Origin of the sequence: Streptomyces sp. NPDC002888 (assembly GCF_042888465.1) — a bacterium.
Taxonomy (GTDB): Bacteria; Actinomycetota; Actinomycetes; order Streptomycetales; family Streptomycetaceae; genus Streptomyces.
Genome location: NZ_JBIAPU010000033.1, coordinates 90,633 through 106,683, shown reverse-complemented (window position 1 = coordinate 106,683; position 16,051 = coordinate 90,633). Strand labels below are relative to the sequence as shown.

Below are 16,051 nucleotides of genomic sequence, written 5' to 3'. Positions count from 1 at the left end.
CGTCATGCTCCTTAACTGTCGCTTCCTGTTGCCGCCCGCCGGTCCTACCCGAATCCGGGTACCACCATCACCAGCCACGCCACCGCGGGCACCACCGCCACCACGATCCCTCCGTAGACCATCAGCTGCCTGAAGAATCGCTCGCGGTCCACGTCGGGCGCCGCGGCCAGCACCAGGGCGCCGTTCGTCGAGAACGGGCTGACGTCCACGACCGTCGCCGACACCGCCAGCGCCGCCACCATGCCGACCGCCCCGATCTCGCCCTGCGCGAGGAACGGCACCGCCAGCGGGATCAACGCGCCCATGATCCCCACGGAGGAGGCGAACGCCGACACGAGGGCGCCGATGTAGCACAGCAGGACCGCGGCCAGCAGCGGTACACCGATGTCGCCGACGCCCTCGCCGGCCCACTTGATCGTGCCCATCTGGTCCAGCACGCCGACGTAGGTGAGGACACCGCAGATCAGCAGGACCGTCGACCAGGCGATCTGGCCGACCGCCGTACGGCTGTCCTGTGGCCAGGCGGTGCTCAGCACGACGGCCAGAGTGATCGCCGTGAGACCCGCGTCGAGATCGAAGACGAGCACGGCGACGACGAGGGCGACCAGCGCGAGGAGGGTGGCGATCCGGGCGGGGGTGAGGCGGGTGGTGGTGCCGGGGGCGTCGGAACGGGCGGCCACGGCGGTGCCGGAGGCCGTGCCGACGGGAGCGGTCCGGGCGCCGCCGTCCGAGCCGGCGCCACCGCCCACCGGGCTGCCGTCGTCCGTGCCTCCTGTGCCCTTTGTGCCCGTTGCGCCCTCAGCGCTCTGGTCCGTCGCCTCCGTCGCCGACACCGCCCCCTGCGCCCACAGCTTCACTCCGCCGAAGACGACGAACACGATGCCCGCGATGACGAGGTTGGCGAACAGGGAGGCGAGGAAGAGGGTGATCTCGCTGCCGGGGAGCTTCTCGCGCTCGACGATGCCGTTGACGATCGTGCCGTAGATGCTGATCGGCGAGAAGCCGCCCGCCTGGGCGCCGTGCACCACCATCGCGCCCATCAGCAGCGGACTGATGCCGTAGCGGGTGGCGAAGCTCAGGGCGATCGGCGCGACGATCGCGACCGCGGCCGGACTGACCGCGCCGATCGCCGTGAGCACACCGGTGAGGGCGAACATCACCCAGGGGATCAGCGCCACGCGCCCCCGTACGAGCCGGATGGAGGCCTCCACCAGCCAGTCGGTGGTGCCGTTGGCCCGTGCGATCGCGAAGAGGTACGTGACGCCGACCAGGACGACGAACAGGTCGCCGGGGAATCCGGCGAAGATGCCGTCCGCGTCGAGGTCGGCGACGAGTTCGCCGACCCCGAACGCGGCGGCGAAGGCGAGCGCGCCCATGTTGACGGAACGGGTGGTGGCGACGACGAACACCACGACGAGGACGAGGATCGAGATGAGTTCAGGGGACATACGGGCTCCCGTCTTTGGGCCCCGGAGCGGCTGGGTGCGGGTGGTGCGGACGCCTGAGTGGCCGAGTGGCTGAGCCACTTGCAGGCGATGGCTCGTTAGCGTGGGCGCGCTGCGGAGCCACGTCAAGGGGTCCCGCACAAATTGGCTCAGCCACTCGGCCACCTGTCGGCCCCGGTGCTACGCTCCCGACGAGAGGGGGACCCGTGACCGACGCCCTGCGCCCCATGACGAAACAGCGCCTCTACGAGCAGGTGCTCGACCGCCTGCGTCAGTACGTCACGGACGGCGGCCTCCGCGCCGGCGACCGCCTCCCACCGGAACGCGACCTGGCCCAGCGCCTCGGCGTCAGCCGGGCCTCGGTGAAGCAGGCGATCGTGGTCCTGGAGGTCCAGGGCCTGGTGGAGGCGCGGCACGGCGGCGGCACGTACCTGGTCCGCGACAGCCTGGACGTCGAGCCCGTCGAGCGGATGGTCGAGCGCCGCCGACGCCTTCCCGACGTCCTGGACGCCCGCGAGGCCCTGGAGACGAAACTCGCGGAACTGGCCGCGGAGCGCCGTACGGAGGACGACCTGACGGCGATGAGGTCGGCGCTCGCCCACATGGCGGCGGAGATCGAGGAGGGCGGGCCCGGCGTCGAGGGCGACCGCCTGTTCCACGCGGCGGTGACGGCGGCCGCCCACAGCGCTCTCCTCGCGGAGTTCATGCGCTCCATCGCCGACCAGATCGCCGAGAGCCGCACGGAGTCCCTCCGCCAGCCCCACCGCCCCGCCCGCTCCCTGGCCCAGCACCAGGCCATCCTCGACGCCATCGCCGCAGGCCATCCAGCGCAGGCGGCCACCGCGATGCGCCGTCACGTGCGCACGGTCGCCAAGGTACGGCTACTGGACTGGGAGCCGGAGGAGGAGCGCTAGGACCTGCCCGGCCGGCTTCAGGATTCAGATGCCCCTCAGGTCGCGGCCTGCACCACCTCCGCCACCACACAGCTGACGTTGTCCGGGCCGCCGGCGTCGTTCGCGGCACCGATCAGGGACCGTACGGCGCGGTCCGGGGCCGGGGCCGCGGTGAGGAGGTCGCGGATGCGGTCGTCGGGGACGACGGTGGACAGGCCGTCGGAGCACAGGAGGTAGCGGTCACCGGGGCGGGCGTCGTGCAGGTGCAGGTCGGGGCCGGCGGTGGCGCCGCCCGTCAGCGCCTTCAGGAGCAGGGCGGGCTGGGGGTGGCTCGTGGCCTCCTCCGGGGTCAGCCGGCCCTCGTCGAGCAGCGACTGGACCACCGTGTGGTCGTGGGTGATGCGGAACAGCTCGCCGTCGCGCAGCACATACGCCCGCGAGTCGCCGATGTGCACCAGGGCGAGCTGGGAGCCCGTCCACAGCAGCGCGGTGAGCGTGGTGCCGTACTCGGTGCCGTCCGCGACGTCGTGGACCGCCTCGGTGGCGCCCCGCACGGCGTCCTCCAGCAGGTTGAGCACGCTGCCCGCCGGGAGTTCCTCGGTGTCCAGGAACTTCAGTGCCTCCACTGCGGCGCTGCTCGCGGGCCCGCCCGCCGCGCCGAACCCGTCCGCGACGGCGAGCAGCCGGGCGCCCGCGTATGCCGTGTCCTGGTTGGCTGGGCGCACCCGGCCCTGGTCGGAGTGGGCGGAGTAACGGAGTTCCAGCATGGTGGTGTCCTTCCTCGATGTGGCCGTCAGATGGTCGACGAGGAACGCGGCGAGGTCCCGCCGTACGGCCGTCTCCGCCTCGACCCGCGCCCAGTACGCGCGGATCTCACGGGCGGCGGCCCCCGGTTCGCGGGCGTGCAGCTCGCACACCTCGCGGATCCGGGCCAGCGGCATGCCGAGCCGTCGCAGCCAGGCCACCAGCCGGGCCCGCTCAAGCTGCTCGGGCGCGTAGTAGCGGTATCCGGTGTCCGGATCGACCCGCGCGGGCGGCAGCAGCCCCAGCTCGTCGTAGAGCCGCAGTGCCTTGGGCGACAGCCGGCACGCCTTCGCGAAGGCCCCGATGGTCAGCATGTCCCCGCCCCTTTCCGGAGCGCGTCCCCGCCCCCTTCCGGTTCCGCCACCGATGCTGTGGCTTCACCAAAGGGGAAGGTCAAGCGGGCTGTTTCGGTTGCGAGGGCGGTTGTTAGCCTGCGAGCCGGTCGTTCGGACCCCCGTTCGCACCTCCGACCGCCGTTCGCACCTCGAGGAGCCCGCCGTGCCCCGTATCGCACTCGTCACCTGCCGCCCCGGACCCGAGATCAGCGTCGACCGGGACCTTCCGGTGCTGGTGCGGGCGCTGGAGGAGGCCGGAGCCGAGGCGGCCGCCGTGTTCTGGGACGACCCGGCCGTCGACTGGGCCTCCTTCGACCTCGCCGTGATCCGCTCGACCTGGGACTACAGCTGGCGGGCCGACGAGTTCACGGCCTGGGCCGCCAAGGCCGGTGAGGCGACCCGCCTCGCGAACCCGGCCGGCGTGATCCGCTGGAACACCGACAAGCGCTACCTCGGCCACCTCGCGGCGGCCGGCGTGCCCACCGTCCCCACCCGCTACATCGCCCCCGGCGAGGCGGCCGACCTCCCCGACGACCACGAGTACGTGATCAAGCCGACCTCGGGCGCGGGCGCCCGCTTCGCCGCCCGCTACACCCCCGACGAGCACGCCACGGCCGTACGACAGCTCGCGCGCATGCACGCGGAGGGCTTCACCGCGATGATCCAGCCGTACGTGCGGAACATCGACGTCAGCGGCGAACGCGCCCTCCAGTTCTTCGGCGGCCGCCTCCTGCACGCCAGCCGCAAGGGCGCCGTCCTGTCCCCCGGCACCCCCTACGACGAGCGCAAGGTCGCCCACCCCGGCCTCGAACCCTGGCAGCCCACCTCCGCCGAACTCTCCGTCGCCGAACGCGCCCTGTCCGCCATACCCGACGCCCCCCACCTCCTGTACGCCCGCGTCGACCTCGTGGACGGCGAGAACGGCGAGCCCCACGTCATGGAACTGGAACTGGTCGAGCCGAACCTGTTCCTGTCCCTGCACACCGGGTCGGTACCGGGCGTGGTCGAGGCGATTCTGGCCGCGGCCGGCTAGCCGCTGACCGCCGTCCGCTGGAGCAGCCCGTACGTGAACTCCGCGGCCACCTCATGGCGTACGCCCTCCGCGTCCGGGGCGGTGAAGGCGAGGCCCCAGCGGGTGGGGGCGGTGCCCTGGAGGGGGCGGGCGGGGGCGAAGGCGCGGGCCGCCTCGTCGACCGTGCAGGACCAGGGGGTGAGGTCGTCGACGGTCTTCAGGACCGGCGGTTCGGCGCCGGGGGCGCGGACCAGCCACTCGTTCCAGACCGCGCCGTTCGGGGCGAGGAGGACCTCGAAGCGGAGATCGGGCCAGAGCGGGAGCGGCCAGAGCCAGGCCTCGCAGTCCAGATCACCGATACGGCGGGACGTCGTGGACTCGGGGGTGCCGAGGACCGAGCGGTAGCGCGAGGCGGAGGACCGGGACCGCGGGGAGCGGACCATCGCCTGCCAGCGCTTGTTCGCCTCGCGCATCTCGGCGATCGAGACGCCCAGCTCATGGCGGGCGTCCTCCACCAGGCCGGGGTTGTGGTCGGCCATGCGGCGCAGCAGGACCAGCTGGAAGTCGAGGGGGGTGAACGGCATGGCACCCATCGTCGCCCAACACTCCACGACCATTGCCCGTTCCACCCTCTATGACTAGCCTGTGTTCGTCATGCCGATCGTCAGTTGAAATCTCGAACGCATTCACCGGCGCAGTCACCGACGAAGTCAGTCGCAACCAACAAGGGAGGGGGCCAGTCGTGGGACGCCTCGTACCTGCCGTGACCCGGGCTCTCGACATTCTCGAGCTCTTCCTCGACGGGGACGGGACGCTCTCCGCCCCCGACATCGTGCGCAAGCTCCAGCTGCCGCGCACCACCGTGCACGAGCTGGTCACCACGCTCGCCGCCCGGTCCTACATCGTCCCCGTGCAGGGCCAGCCCGGACGCTACCGGCTCGGCGTACGCCCGTACCAGCTCGGCAGCCGTTACGCCGAGCAGCTCGACCTCGCGGCCGAGGGTCTGCAGGTCGCCCGTTCCGTCGCCGAGACCTGCGACGAGACGGTGCACGTGGCGATCCTGGAGGGCACGGACGTCATCTACATCGCCAAGGTCGACTCCACGCACGCGGTCCGCATGGTGTCGGCCGCGGGCCGGCGCCTTCCCGCCCACTGCACCTCCGTCGGCAAGATGCTGCTGGCCTCTCTTCCCGAGCCGGAGCTCGCCTCACGCGTCCCGGACGACGCCGATCTGGTCGCGATGACCCCGAACAGCATCACCGACCCGGGCGCCCTGCGCGAGGCCCTGACCGAGATCCGGCAGCGGGGCATCGCCGTGGAGCGCCGCGAGTCCAACCCGGACGTGTCCTGCGTGGCCGCGCCGGTCCGTGACCGCACCGGGCAGGTCGTCGCCGCCCTCTCCATCTCCATCCCCATGATCCGCTGGAGCGACGACCGCCGCGGTGAGCTGGAACAGCTCGCCGCCAAGGGCGCCGCCGAGCTGTCCGAGCACCTCGGCTACCGGAGCGTGGCATGACGTACGCGTACGAGGTGGCGGTCCGGTCGGAGGCGACGCTCGGCGAGGGCCCGACGTGGGACGCGGCGTCCGGCCGCCTGATATGGATCGACATCCTCGGCTCCCGCATCCACACCTACGACCCCGCCACCGGACAGCGCACGGTCCGTACGACCGAGCAGCACGTCGGTGCCGTCAAGCCCCGCACGGGCGGCGGGCTCGTCCTCAACCTGCGTGACGGCGTCGGCCTGCTCGACCCCGACGACACCTTCCGCTGGCTCCACCACGAGCCGGTCCCCGGCCGCCGCGCCAACGACGCCGCCGTCGCCCCCGACGGCTCCCTGTGGGCCGGCACCATGCGCTACGACGAGGCCCCGGGCGGCGGCACGCTCTCCCGCGTCACCGGCGACGGCTCGGTCGAGGTCGTCCTCGACGACGTGGCGGTCAGCAACGGCACCGGCTGGAGTCCGGACGGCCGCCTCATGTACTACATCGACTCCCCGACCCGCCGCGTCGACGTCTTCGACTTCACCGACGGCCGCCCCGCGAACCGCCGCCCCCTCGTGGAGATCGAGGAGGGCGCGGGCTTCCCCGACGGCCTCACCGTCGACGCCGACGGCTGCGTGTGGGTGGCCCTGTGGGAGGGCGGCGCGGTCCGCCGCTACACCCCGGCGGGGGTGCTGGACCGGGTGATCGGCCTTCCGGCTCCTCGGGTGACGGCCTGCGCGTTCGGTGGGGCCGACCTGAGTGACCTGTACATCACGACGGCTCGGGTGGGGCTGGACACGCCTCCGCCGCTGTCGGGGTCGCTGTTGGTGGTACCGGGGGTGGGCAAGGGGCTGGTCCAGCCCACATTCACCGGCTGACGCCTTCGCTCGCCCAGCCTGCGGGCATGCGTGCCGCCTGGGGCGGCTCCCGACCCACAGAAAGGCGGCACCCCGCAAGCGCGGGCGAGTAGACCAACCCGCCCGCGCCCCAGCACCGGACCAGGCTCACACCGACGTACGGTCTAACGCCCGCAGAACCCCCCGTTCCTCCTCGGTCAACGGCGGCCCCGCCAACGCCGGCAGCAGCGGCCCGTTCAGCACGGCCAACAACGTCCCGGGGCGGAACAACCGCCCCGCCCCCGCATTCAGACTGGTCACGTCCCACAACGCGGCGGCCGCCTCATAGGACCCGGTCGCCGCCTTCGTCAGCCGCCGCGAATACCGCGTCACCAGCCGGTCGGCGGCACTCGGCCGCCCACCCCGCGTCCGCGGATACCAGACGTCCTGCCCCACAGCCATCGCCCAGGCCGCCTCGACGGACCGCGCCACCCCCCGCTGCACCCGCCGCGCCAGCCCGGCGGACCCCAGCCCATGCCGCCGTACCTCGTCACCCAGCACCCGCGCCCCCAGCGCGGCCACCGCCATCCCCTGCCCGTACGCCGGATTGAACGCGGCCACGGCGTCCCCGAGCACCACCAACCCCTCGGGCCACTCCCGCACCTTCTCCAGATAGCGCCGGGTGTTGCTCGTACTGCGGCTGATGTGCACGTCGGTCAAGGGCTCCGCACCGGAGATGAGCCGCCCCACGATGGGGTCCGGCAGGTCGAGGGTGTAGCGGAGGAACCCGTCCGGGTCGGTGGGCGGCTCCCCACCGCGCGTGCCGGCGAGACTCACCATCCACCGCCCGCCCTCGATCGGCAGGACCATGGCACTGCGCCCGGGCCGCCCCGCGTACGGATCGGCCATGACCACCGTCAGGGGAAACCGCTCGGCCCCGTCGGGCACCCGGTACACGCGGGTGGCGTTGACGAGCCCGGAGTCCACGGTCCGTTCCCGGATGCCGGTCACCCCGAGGCTCCCCAGCCAGTGCGTCACACGAGAGCCGCGCCCACTGGCGTCGACGACGAAGTCGGCCTCAAGTTCCGTGTCACCCTCGGCAGACGACACCCGGACCCCGTCAACGCGCCCGGCGCCACTCGTGAGTTCGAGGACCCGCCCCGTGCGGACCTCGACCTTCGTGTTCGCCAGCACCGCGCCCCGCACCGCCCAGTCCAGCAACGCCCGGCTGCACGCGAGCATGTGGGGACCGTCGTGCCGCCACCGCCGGTACCACCCCTCGGGCGTCAGGCCCACCATGCCCGACCCGAGCGCTATCTCGTGCGCGCCCGCGGCGAGCAGATGCCGGCGCATGCTCACGCCGGGTACCAGGTCCTCCATGGCGGCCAGGCCCCCGGCCATCAACAGGTGGGCGTGGCGCCCCTGCGGTAGCCCCTTGCGGTGGTCGGGTCCGTCGGGCAGGTCGTCGCGGTCCAGGACGATCACTTCGTCCGCGGCGCCGGACAGCGCGGCCGCGGCCAGCATGCCGGCCAGGCCGGCACCGATGACGACAGCTCTCCGCGTCATGGGGCTCCTCGTGTTCAGCCAGGGGTGGCCCTCACCGTACCTTCACAAACGGTGCCGGCGCTGGCCGAACGCGTGAGCGCCTGCGCCAACTCCACCAGGCCGCCGGTGCCGGAGACTTCGGTGGCGTAGAGGCGGTACGTGCTGGGCGTGGCCTGCGGTTCCTCCCGGTCGGCGGCGCGCCGTGCGGCGTCGGCCACCATGGCCGCCTCGGCGGCGACCCGGGCCTCGTGCGCGGGGTGTCCCTCGCGCAGACCGGCGTCCAGGGCCTGTTCGCGGACTCGGTCGTCGAAGTAGGGGGCGAGCGCCAACAAGGCGTCGTGGATGGACACCTCACGCCAGCGCAGGCGCGCCTGCGGAAGCTGCCACCAGGCGCTCGGCGGCTTCGGCGCGGTGGAGGCGAACCGCAGCCGCGACCACAGCGGGCCCAGCCTGCGGTGGTCGTCGAGGCTGTGCCACTGGGCCTGCGCGGCGGGCAGCAGCCGTGGCAGGACGAACCCGGCGGAGAAGACCAGCGCGCCGAGCGAGGCCATGGGCGGGGCGACGGCCGTGGACAGGACGTCGAGGTCGTGGCCGGACCAACGGGCCACGACGGCCGTGTACTTGGTGAGCTGGAAGCCCACCACGTCCAGCAGCGCCCCGGCCAGGATCAGCCACAACCCGGTCCGCAGCAGACCGGTGACCTCGCGGGCCCACTTCACGCACACCGCGCACATCACCAGCATGGCCGCGCTGTGTCCGAGCAGGTAGAGCACGATCATCTCGCGCATGTACGGCGTGTTCGCGTAGTACGTGTCCAGGTCGGAGAGCCGCTCCACGTCCGCGTCCGCCAAGGTGAACAACACGACGACGGCGACGATCAGCGCACCGTAAGCGGCGACGGTCCGCAGCACCAGGCACCGGATCCGCTCGGGGGAGCCGCCCCGCCAGTGGATCAGCAGGATGAGCAGGGAGCAGCTGTACGCGGAGAGCATCCCGTAGGTCAGCGGCGCGCCGAAGTTGGGGATGCCGGTGAGCTCGTTGACGGCGGACAGGGTCAGCGGGGCCGAGCAGACGAAGACGACGGCTCCGAGGGTGATCGCCACGCAGGTGGACACGGTCAGCGGGCTCGGGGCGGCGGTGCGCGGTCTGTACCGGAACAGCACGGCACAGGCCAGCGCGGAGGCGCAGGCCGCCAGATACACGACGAGGCTCATGCCCGGGAACTCCGTTCAGACGATCGTGCGGCTGTGGGGGGAGGGGTGCCGCGGACGGGCTGACACCGTGCCCGTCGTGGTCGTACCGGTGTGGGGGGAATGCGGGGCCGGGCTCACGCGGTGCCCGTCGTGGTGGTCCCGGTGTGGGTGCGGGCGGCCGTGACGAGGGGGGATGTGGTCAGCGCGTCGGCGATGCGCACGAGGGTGGCCGGGCAGGGGGCCCCGTCCTGGAAGCGGTCGGCTTCCCCGGGCGGGGCCACGGGTCTCTCCCGGTCGCGTTCCTCCACGACGGCCGCGGCGATGACCGCGGCCCACGCGGTGGCCTCGGCCCGCTCCGGGTCACCGGTCGCCTGCGCCTCGGCCTCCAGCGTCCGTTCGTAGAGCGCCCGGTCGAGGAGCGCGTCAAGGCTGCTCAGCGCGTTGTGGATGCTGGTCTGCCGCCACACGAGGCGCGTGGTGGGGGAGGCCAGGCGTGGCCGGGGCAGCCGCAGCGCACGGCGGGTGAGGAGCTCGTCCAGTTCCCGCTCCAGCGGTTCGAGGCGTACGTAGTCCCGCCGCGCCCGCTGCCGTTCCGTCAGCAGGGGGCCGGCCAGCGGGATGAGGATGCCCGCGACCGTCATGAGGGCGCCGAGACCGGCGGCGGCCGGTGAGACGGTCGTACCGAGCCCCGACCAGTCCCGCCCGCACCAGCGGGCGGCCACGGCGGCCAGCTTGGTCACGCTGTACCCGGCGTTGCACAGCGTCCCGATGCCCAGGGTGACCAGGCCCGTGCGCAGCCAGCCGTCCACCTCGCGGGCCCAGCGCAGCGACGACACGGTGGTGACGCTGACGGCGGCGAGATGGCCGACCAGGTACAGCACGATCATCTCGGCGATGTACGGCGTCGTCGCGTAGTAGGTGTCGAGGTCCGTGCGGCGCTCCACGGGCGCGTCGCCCAGCGCGAACGTCGTCGCGATGCCGAGCAGCACGAACGCGTACGCCACGATCCAGCGCCGGGTGGTGCGGTGCACGTGCGGCCCGCCGCGCCAGTAGACGATGAGGATCTGCGAGGCGGCGCTGTACGCGGTGATCGACGCGTACGTCAGCGGCGCGGCCAGGTTGGGGATGCCGCTGAGGTGGTTGACGGCGGCGACCGTCGGCTCGGCGCCGAGGAAGAAGCAGACGCCGGCCAGGCCCAGCACGGCGCAGATCGCCCGCAGGTAGGGGTCGCGCCGGTGCCGTACGAGGTCGGGGGCCTTGACCACCAGGCCGAGCCACAGCACACCGCAGCTGATGTAGTTGATCAGGCCGTTCATCTTCGTGTCCCGCGGTAGTTGAGTGCGGCTCCGATGCGCCCGGCGACGTCCTGGCCGCCGGCGCCCGGCGTGGCGTCCGCCTCCAGCCAGGGGCGCAGCCGGCCGCTCATGAGCATGCCGAACCGGTCGGCCTCCTGCTCGTCGGCGAGGCTGAAGTCGGTGCGCGCGGCGACGGGTACGGGGCGGCCGTCGGCGGCCGCCACGGTGGGGGTGTCCGCATCCTGTTGGTGCATGTGCCACACCTCGTGGCAGAAGATCACGATCTGGTGCCACGCGGCGGCCCGCTTGTCGACGACGACGATGTCCTGTGTGTCGCCCTCCAGCCAGAGCCCGCTCGCGGTGTGCGGCGGGAAGACCTCCCGGCGGACGACGACCTCGCGGCCCCGCCACCGGCTGACGGAGTCGACGAGGGCGTCGAACAGGGCCTCGGGATCCGCGGGCACCGACACCCTCATGGGTCCGATGAGCACGCCGGCGAGCCGGCGCATCTCCTTCTTCCTGCGTACCGTTGCAATGTTCCAGGCCATGCCGTGCCTCAGTTACCTCACCTCCGGTGCGGCAGGGGCGGACCGGCCGCCTCCGCCGCGGCGGCCGCCCGGGCGCGCACCGCGTTGATGACCTCGGGCCGCCGCAGGGCCCGGGAGACCGCCCCGATCTCCCGCAGCAGCTCCGTGGGGTCGGGGTGGCCGCTCTCGTCGCCGTCCGCCGTGCGGCCCCCGGCGTCGACGGCGTCCAGGATCGCCACCGCCGCCGCGAGCGCCTTCGCCCGCTTCGGGCCGTGCCCGAGGCCGAGCGCGGCGTCGTACGACCGTGCGCGCAGGTCCTCGTCGATGTGCCGGGCGAGCGGCAGCAGCGTGTCGCGGATGAACGTCTCCCGGCGGATCAGGCGCAGTTCGGGCGCTCCGCGCAGCGGCAGGGGCGCGCTGTGGCCGTCGACGGTCCGCATCAGCTGGTACAGCGGCCGCAGTTCGCGGTGGGCGAGCCGCACCCGCCGGCGGTCGTTCAGGTACTGGCCGGCGTGCGGCAGGATGAAGCCGACCGCGATCAGGACGGCCGACAGACAGGCCACGGGCGGGGCGACGTCGGTGCTCAGCCAGTCCAGGTCGTGACCGGTCCAACGGGCCGCGACGGCCGTGAGTTTGGCGGCGTCGAAGACCAGCTGGGTCGCGTAGCCCATGCCCAGGAACTTCAGTCCCCAGCGCAGCCAGGCGTCGAGGCCGTCGGTGCGCACCCAGTTCCAGATCAGCCGCGAGGTGATGACGGTGGCCAGGGTGTGCGCGAGGAGGTAGAGCAGGATCTCCTCGCGCATGAACGGCGTGTTGGCGTAGTAGGTGTCCAGGTCCCGCAGCCGCTCCACGGGCGTGTCGGCGAGCGCGAACAGCACCCACAGGGCCACGATCACGCCCGAGTAGACGGAGACCACCCACCGCATGGCGCGGCAGGTCGCGGCCGAGCGGTCGGACAGGCCGCTGCGCCAGGCGATGATCAGCAGCAGACAGGACCCGGAGAACGCGGTGAGCAGCGAGTAGACCCAGGGCGCCGAGATGTTGGGCACGCCGGTGACCCGGTTGGTCCAGGCGATCGTCGACGGTGTGACGAAGACGAACACGCAGCAGGCGAGGAGCAGCAGCCCGCCGACGGCGCGCAGCAGCGGTTCCTTCCACAGCCGGATGATCGTGGGCAGTTTGATCGCCAGCGCGACGGCCAGGACCCCGGTCGGGATCCAGAAGGAGATGGAGTACTCGCTGAGCTCCAGCGCCAGGGACACGGGCGTCGCTCCCCCCTCCTCGCCGTCCGTCGGCCGCTCGGCAGCCGGTCCGAGGTTACGCGTCCTGAACTGTCCGCGTCATGCGATCCGATGGCCATAGTTCAGCCAGAAACAATCGCTCGGTGACCGAACTTCACGAGGACCGCACGAGAACTGTCATAGAAAGCGCTGTCATAAGTCCTGTCAAAACCATTGACGCGAACGCTCTTCGAATTTACGGTCCCGTTCGAAGTTACGAGCACGCTCCGAAATGTCGAACAGTAAGGGCAGGGAATGGGACGACCCGGCCTCACTCGCAGGCACCTTCTGGCCTCCGCGGGCGGCTTGGCGGTCGCGGGCAGCTTCGGTTTCGCCGCTCTAGGCACCGGCGCCGACGCACTCGCCTCCAGCGCACACACCCGGGTCCGCTACTGGAACCTCTTCAGCGGCGGCGACGGCTACAACATGATCGCGATGCTGGACGCCTTCCGTAAGGCGAACCCCGGCATCGACGTGAAGGACTCCACCCTCCAGTGGGGCAACCCCTTCTACACCAAACTAGCCATGGCGGCCGCGGGCAACCGCGCACCCGACCTCGGCGTCATGCACCTCGGCCGGGTCACCGGCTTCTCGCCCGGCCGCCTCCTGGACCCCTGGGACGTCGACCTGCTCGCCAAGTACGGCGTACGGGAGGCCGACTTCAACCCCGCACTGTGGAAGCGCGCCGTCATCGACGGCAAGCTCTACGCCCTCCCGCTCGACATCCACGTCCAGCTCTGCTTCTACCGCAAGGACGTGCTGAAGAAGGCCGGCCTGCTCGGCGACGACGGCAGGCTCGTGCCCGTGACGTCGACCGACGAGTGGTTCGACGTGCTGAAGGAGGCCAAGAAAGCCACCAAGAAGGGGCTGCAGACCCTCGGCCTGTGGGTCAACGACCAGAACTTCCAGTGGTGGTTCTTCGTCGCCTTCTACACCCAGCTCGGCGGCACCTGGTTCAACCCCGCCAACACCGAGGTCACCTTCGACACCGACAAGGCCGTCCAGGTCCTGGAGTTCCTGCGCCGGCACATCACCGACGGGTACACCGACCCGGGCATGGGCTCGGTCGGCGCCGAACAGTTCATCAACGGCGCGCCCTTCACCTGGGAGGGCAACTGGTCCGTGCCGGTCTTCTCCGGAGCCAAGCTCGACTACGGCGCCACCCCGCTGCCGCCCGTCTTCGGCAAGCAGGCCACCCACGCCGAGTCGCACGCCTTCGTCCTGCCGCACCAGTCCGACCGCGGCGGCGCCACGAACGAGGGAGCCCACCAGCTCGCCGCCTACGTCGTCCAGCACGCCCAGCAGTGGGCGGCCGGCGGCCACATCCCCGCGTACTCGCCCACCCTGTCCACGGCCGCGTACAAGAAGCTGGAGCCGCAGAACGAGTACGTGTCGGCCATGGACCACCAGGCCAACGAGCCCAAGGTGTGGTTCGCGGGCTCCACCGGCATCCTCGCCCAGCGCGTCGGCCCCATCGTCGTCTCCTCGACGATGGGCTCCGCGGGGCCCGACGCCGCCGCCCGCCGGATGAAGGGCGCGCTCACCCAACTGCTCGCCATGAAGAACCCCATGGACGGCAGAACCGCCGCGCAGGGAGGTGCGGTCGCATGACGACCAGTACAGGGACCCTCTTCGCACCCGCGCGCACGAAGAGCGCCGCGCGAAGTGCCACCGCCCACCGCAAGCAGGGCTTCCAGCACGGCGGCTGGTTCGTCGCCCCGTTCCTCGCCCTGTTCGCGCTCTTCGTGATCTGGCCGCTGCTGCGCGGCGTCTACCTCAGCTTCACGGACGCCAACATCTCGGGCGACAGCGCCAACTTCGTCGGCCTCGACAACTACCGTGAGGCCCTGAAGGACCCCCTGATGTGGGACGCCCTCGGCCACAGCGCGTACTTCACGCTCCTGGTCGTCCCCTGCATCACGGTCCTCGCCTTCCTCCTCGCGATGCTCGCCCACCACATCGAGCGCGCCAAGTGGCTGTGGCGCCTGTGCTTCTTCGCCCCGTTCCTGCTGCCCTCCACCGTCGCGGGCAACCTGTGGCAGTGGCTCTTCAACCCCGGCACGGGCATGATCAACCACGTCTTCGGCATCGAGACGCCCTGGCTGACCGACAAGTCGTACGCGATGCTCGCCATCGTCATCACGACCCTGTGGTGGACGGTCGGCTTCAGCTTCCTGCTCTACCTCGCCGCACTCCAGGGCATCCCCGGCCACCTCTACGAGGCCGCCAAGCTGGACGGCGCGAACGCCTGGCACCGCATGGTCCACATCACCCTGCCGATGCTGCGCAACATCACCGGGCTCGTCATCGCCCTGCAGATCCTCGCCTCGCTCCAGATCTTCGACCAGGCCGTCGTGATGATGGACTTCAGCCCCGGACCCGAGGAATCGACCCGCACCTTCGTGCAGTACACCCTCGAAGAGGGCTTCACCAGCTACCGCGTGGGCTACGCCTCCGCGATCTCCATCATCTTCTTCGTGATCATCGCGGCCGTCGCCCTCGCCCGGATGTGGCTGCTGCGCAACCGTGAGGAGGGCGTCCGATGACCACCGCCACACCAGTGCGCGTCAAGCCCCGTCGGCCCTGGACACCCAGCCAGATCGTCCTCACCCTCCTCGGCGCGGCCGTCTCCGTGGTCTTCCTCGCCCCCTTCGCCTGGGGCCTGTTCACCTCGCTCAAGTCGGAGACCGAGGCCGTCGAGGTGCCCCCGCACTGGCTGCCGAAGGACTGGACGGGCCAGGCATGGAAGGCCCTCTTCGAGACCGGCAACATCACCAACTGGTTCGTCAACTCCCTGGTCGTCTCCGTCTGCGTGACGTCCGTGGTGCTGCTCGTCAGCGCGCTCGCCGGATACGGCTTCGCCCGCACCGAGTTCCGCGGCAAGAGCGTCCTGATGGGCGTGGTCATGGCGGGCCTGATGGTCTCCCCGGCGGTCCTCGGCGTCCCCCTGTTCACCACCGTCCAGCAGATGGGGATGGTCGACACCTACTGGGGCATGATCCTGCCGCAGTGCGCGCCCGCCGCGATGGTCTACATCCTCTACAAGTTCTTCCAGGGCATCCCGCGCGAACTGGAGGAGGCCGCGTTCATCGACGGCGCGGGCCGCTGGCGGGTCTTCTTCACCATCGTCGTCCCGCTCGCCCGCCCCTCCCTCGCCGCGGTCGGCATCTTCACCTTCATCGCCTCCTGGAACAACTTCCTGTGGCCGTACATGGTGACCAACAACCCCGACCTGATGACCATGCCGAACGGCATCGCGACCGTCATGAACTCCTACGGCATCCAGTGGGCCCAGCTCATGGCCGGCGGTCTCATGGCCGGCCTGCCGCTGATCATCGTCTTCGTCTTCTTCCAGCGCCAGATCGTGGCGGGTGTCGCGCACACCGGCCTCGCAGGCCAGTAA

Annotated in this window: 15 protein-coding genes; 7 read left to right on the top strand and 8 right to left on the bottom strand. The window is 71.4% G+C overall.

What is annotated here, in order from left to right:
* Positions 1-44 precede the first annotated feature (44 nt).
* Positions 45-1,448: an SLC13 family permease gene (locus tag ACFYWX_RS39265; RefSeq protein ID WP_389429821.1), complete on the bottom strand. Its 1,404-nt coding sequence runs from the start codon at positions 1,446-1,448 to the stop codon at positions 45-47.
* Between the two features lie 203 nt (positions 1,449-1,651).
* On the opposite strand from ACFYWX_RS39265, the gene ACFYWX_RS39260 reads away from it, so the two are divergent.
* Complete coding sequence (locus tag ACFYWX_RS39260; RefSeq protein ID WP_389429819.1) at positions 1,652-2,359, top strand: FadR/GntR family transcriptional regulator; 708 nt, start codon at positions 1,652-1,654, stop codon at positions 2,357-2,359.
* A 35-nt stretch (positions 2,360-2,394) separates the two neighbouring features.
* Here ACFYWX_RS39260 and ACFYWX_RS39255 read toward each other — a convergent pair whose 3' ends face one another.
* Positions 2,395-3,456: a MerR family transcriptional regulator gene (locus tag ACFYWX_RS39255; protein ID WP_389429818.1), complete on the bottom strand. Its 1,062-nt coding sequence runs from the start codon at positions 3,454-3,456 to the stop codon at positions 2,395-2,397.
* A gap of 184 nt (positions 3,457-3,640) precedes the next feature.
* On the opposite strand from ACFYWX_RS39255, the gene ACFYWX_RS39250 reads away from it, so the two are divergent.
* Positions 3,641-4,510, top strand: coding sequence for a RimK family alpha-L-glutamate ligase (locus ACFYWX_RS39250; RefSeq protein WP_389429816.1), 870 nt, complete (start codon positions 3,641-3,643; stop codon positions 4,508-4,510).
* On the opposite strand, the gene ACFYWX_RS39245 is transcribed toward ACFYWX_RS39250, so the two are convergent.
* Complete coding sequence (locus ACFYWX_RS39245; protein WP_389429853.1) at positions 4,507-5,082, bottom strand: hypothetical protein; 576 nt, start codon at positions 5,080-5,082, stop codon at positions 4,507-4,509. The two genes, ACFYWX_RS39250 and ACFYWX_RS39245, sit on opposite strands and share 4 nt — an antisense overlap.
* A 149-nt stretch (positions 5,083-5,231) precedes the next feature.
* On the opposite strand from ACFYWX_RS39245, the gene ACFYWX_RS39240 reads away from it, so the two are divergent.
* Positions 5,232-6,005: an IclR family transcriptional regulator gene (locus ACFYWX_RS39240; protein ID WP_389429815.1), complete on the top strand. Its 774-nt coding sequence runs from the start codon at positions 5,232-5,234 to the stop codon at positions 6,003-6,005.
* Positions 6,002-6,850, top strand: a complete 849-nt coding sequence (locus ACFYWX_RS39235; RefSeq protein WP_389429814.1) for an SMP-30/gluconolactonase/LRE family protein — start codon at positions 6,002-6,004, stop codon at positions 6,848-6,850. The genes ACFYWX_RS39240 and ACFYWX_RS39235 overlap by 4 nt, the downstream gene beginning before the upstream one ends.
* A 126-nt stretch (positions 6,851-6,976) precedes the next feature.
* On the opposite strand, the gene ACFYWX_RS39230 is transcribed toward ACFYWX_RS39235, so the two are convergent.
* The 5 genes from ACFYWX_RS39230 to ACFYWX_RS39210 form a co-directional block, all read right to left on the bottom strand.
* Entirely contained in the window at positions 6,977-8,374 is a 1,398-nt protein-coding gene (locus ACFYWX_RS39230) for an NAD(P)/FAD-dependent oxidoreductase (RefSeq protein ID WP_389429813.1), read from the bottom strand.
* A gap of 14 nt (positions 8,375-8,388) precedes the next feature.
* Positions 8,389-9,567, bottom strand: coding sequence for an MAB_1171c family putative transporter (locus ACFYWX_RS39225; protein WP_389429812.1), 1,179 nt, complete (start codon positions 9,565-9,567; stop codon positions 8,389-8,391).
* A gap of 113 nt (positions 9,568-9,680) precedes the next feature.
* Positions 9,681-10,862 (bottom strand): MAB_1171c family putative transporter, encoded by a 1,182-nt coding sequence (locus tag ACFYWX_RS39220; protein ID WP_389429811.1) that lies wholly within the window; start codon positions 10,860-10,862, stop codon positions 9,681-9,683.
* Positions 10,859-11,389, bottom strand: coding sequence for a toxin (locus tag ACFYWX_RS39215; RefSeq protein ID WP_389429810.1), 531 nt, complete (start codon positions 11,387-11,389; stop codon positions 10,859-10,861). The genes ACFYWX_RS39220 and ACFYWX_RS39215 overlap by 4 nt, the downstream gene beginning before the upstream one ends.
* Before the next feature lie 17 nt (positions 11,390-11,406).
* The gene (locus tag ACFYWX_RS39210; protein WP_389429809.1) at positions 11,407-12,630 is read right to left on the bottom strand and encodes an MAB_1171c family putative transporter; all 1,224 of its coding nucleotides are present in this window, start codon (positions 12,628-12,630) and stop codon (positions 11,407-11,409) included.
* A 273-nt stretch (positions 12,631-12,903) separates the two neighbouring features.
* Between ACFYWX_RS39210 and ACFYWX_RS39205 the strand changes: the two genes are divergently transcribed.
* The 3 genes from ACFYWX_RS39205 to ACFYWX_RS39195 are packed head-to-tail and all read left to right on the top strand — an operon-like array spanning position 12,904 to position 16,051.
* Positions 12,904-14,259, top strand: a complete 1,356-nt coding sequence (locus tag ACFYWX_RS39205; protein WP_389429808.1) for an extracellular solute-binding protein — start codon at positions 12,904-12,906, stop codon at positions 14,257-14,259.
* A complete protein-coding gene (locus ACFYWX_RS39200) occupies positions 14,256-15,194 on the top strand; it encodes a carbohydrate ABC transporter permease (RefSeq protein WP_389429807.1) in 939 nt (312 codons plus the stop codon). The genes ACFYWX_RS39205 and ACFYWX_RS39200 overlap by 4 nt, the downstream gene beginning before the upstream one ends.
* The gene (locus ACFYWX_RS39195; RefSeq protein WP_389429806.1) at positions 15,191-16,051 is read left to right on the top strand and encodes a carbohydrate ABC transporter permease; all 861 of its coding nucleotides are present in this window, start codon (positions 15,191-15,193) and stop codon (positions 16,049-16,051) included. Before ACFYWX_RS39200 ends, ACFYWX_RS39195 begins: the two co-directional genes overlap by 4 nt.

What these genes read in the sequence shown, in the direction of transcription:
- ACFYWX_RS39265 (WP_389429821.1), bottom strand. Translation starts at nt 1,448, where the DNA reads ATGTCCCCTGAACTCATCTCGATCCTCGTCCTCGTCGTGGTGTTCGTC.
- ACFYWX_RS39255 (WP_389429818.1), bottom strand. Translation starts at nt 3,456, where the DNA reads ATGCTGACCATCGGGGCCTTCGCGAAGGCGTGCCGGCTGTCGCCCAAG.
- ACFYWX_RS39245 (WP_389429853.1), bottom strand. Translation starts at nt 5,082, where the DNA reads ATGGGTGCCATGCCGTTCACCCCCCTCGACTTCCAGCTGGTCCTGCTG.
- ACFYWX_RS39235 (WP_389429814.1), top strand. Translation starts at nt 6,002, where the DNA reads ATGACGTACGCGTACGAGGTGGCGGTCCGGTCGGAGGCGACGCTCGGC.
- ACFYWX_RS39230 (WP_389429813.1), bottom strand. Translation starts at nt 8,374, where the DNA reads ATGACGCGGAGAGCTGTCGTCATCGGTGCCGGCCTGGCCGGCATGCTG.
- ACFYWX_RS39225 (WP_389429812.1), bottom strand. Translation starts at nt 9,567, where the DNA reads ATGAGCCTCGTCGTGTATCTGGCGGCCTGCGCCTCCGCGCTGGCCTGT.
- ACFYWX_RS39220 (WP_389429811.1), bottom strand. Translation starts at nt 10,862, where the DNA reads ATGAACGGCCTGATCAACTACATCAGCTGCGGTGTGCTGTGGCTCGGC.
- ACFYWX_RS39215 (WP_389429810.1), bottom strand. Translation starts at nt 11,389, where the DNA reads ATGGCCTGGAACATTGCAACGGTACGCAGGAAGAAGGAGATGCGCCGG.
- ACFYWX_RS39205 (WP_389429808.1), top strand. Translation starts at nt 12,904, where the DNA reads ATGGGACGACCCGGCCTCACTCGCAGGCACCTTCTGGCCTCCGCGGGC.
- ACFYWX_RS39200 (WP_389429807.1), top strand. Translation starts at nt 14,256, where the DNA reads ATGACGACCAGTACAGGGACCCTCTTCGCACCCGCGCGCACGAAGAGC.
- ACFYWX_RS39195 (WP_389429806.1), top strand. Translation starts at nt 15,191, where the DNA reads ATGACCACCGCCACACCAGTGCGCGTCAAGCCCCGTCGGCCCTGGACA.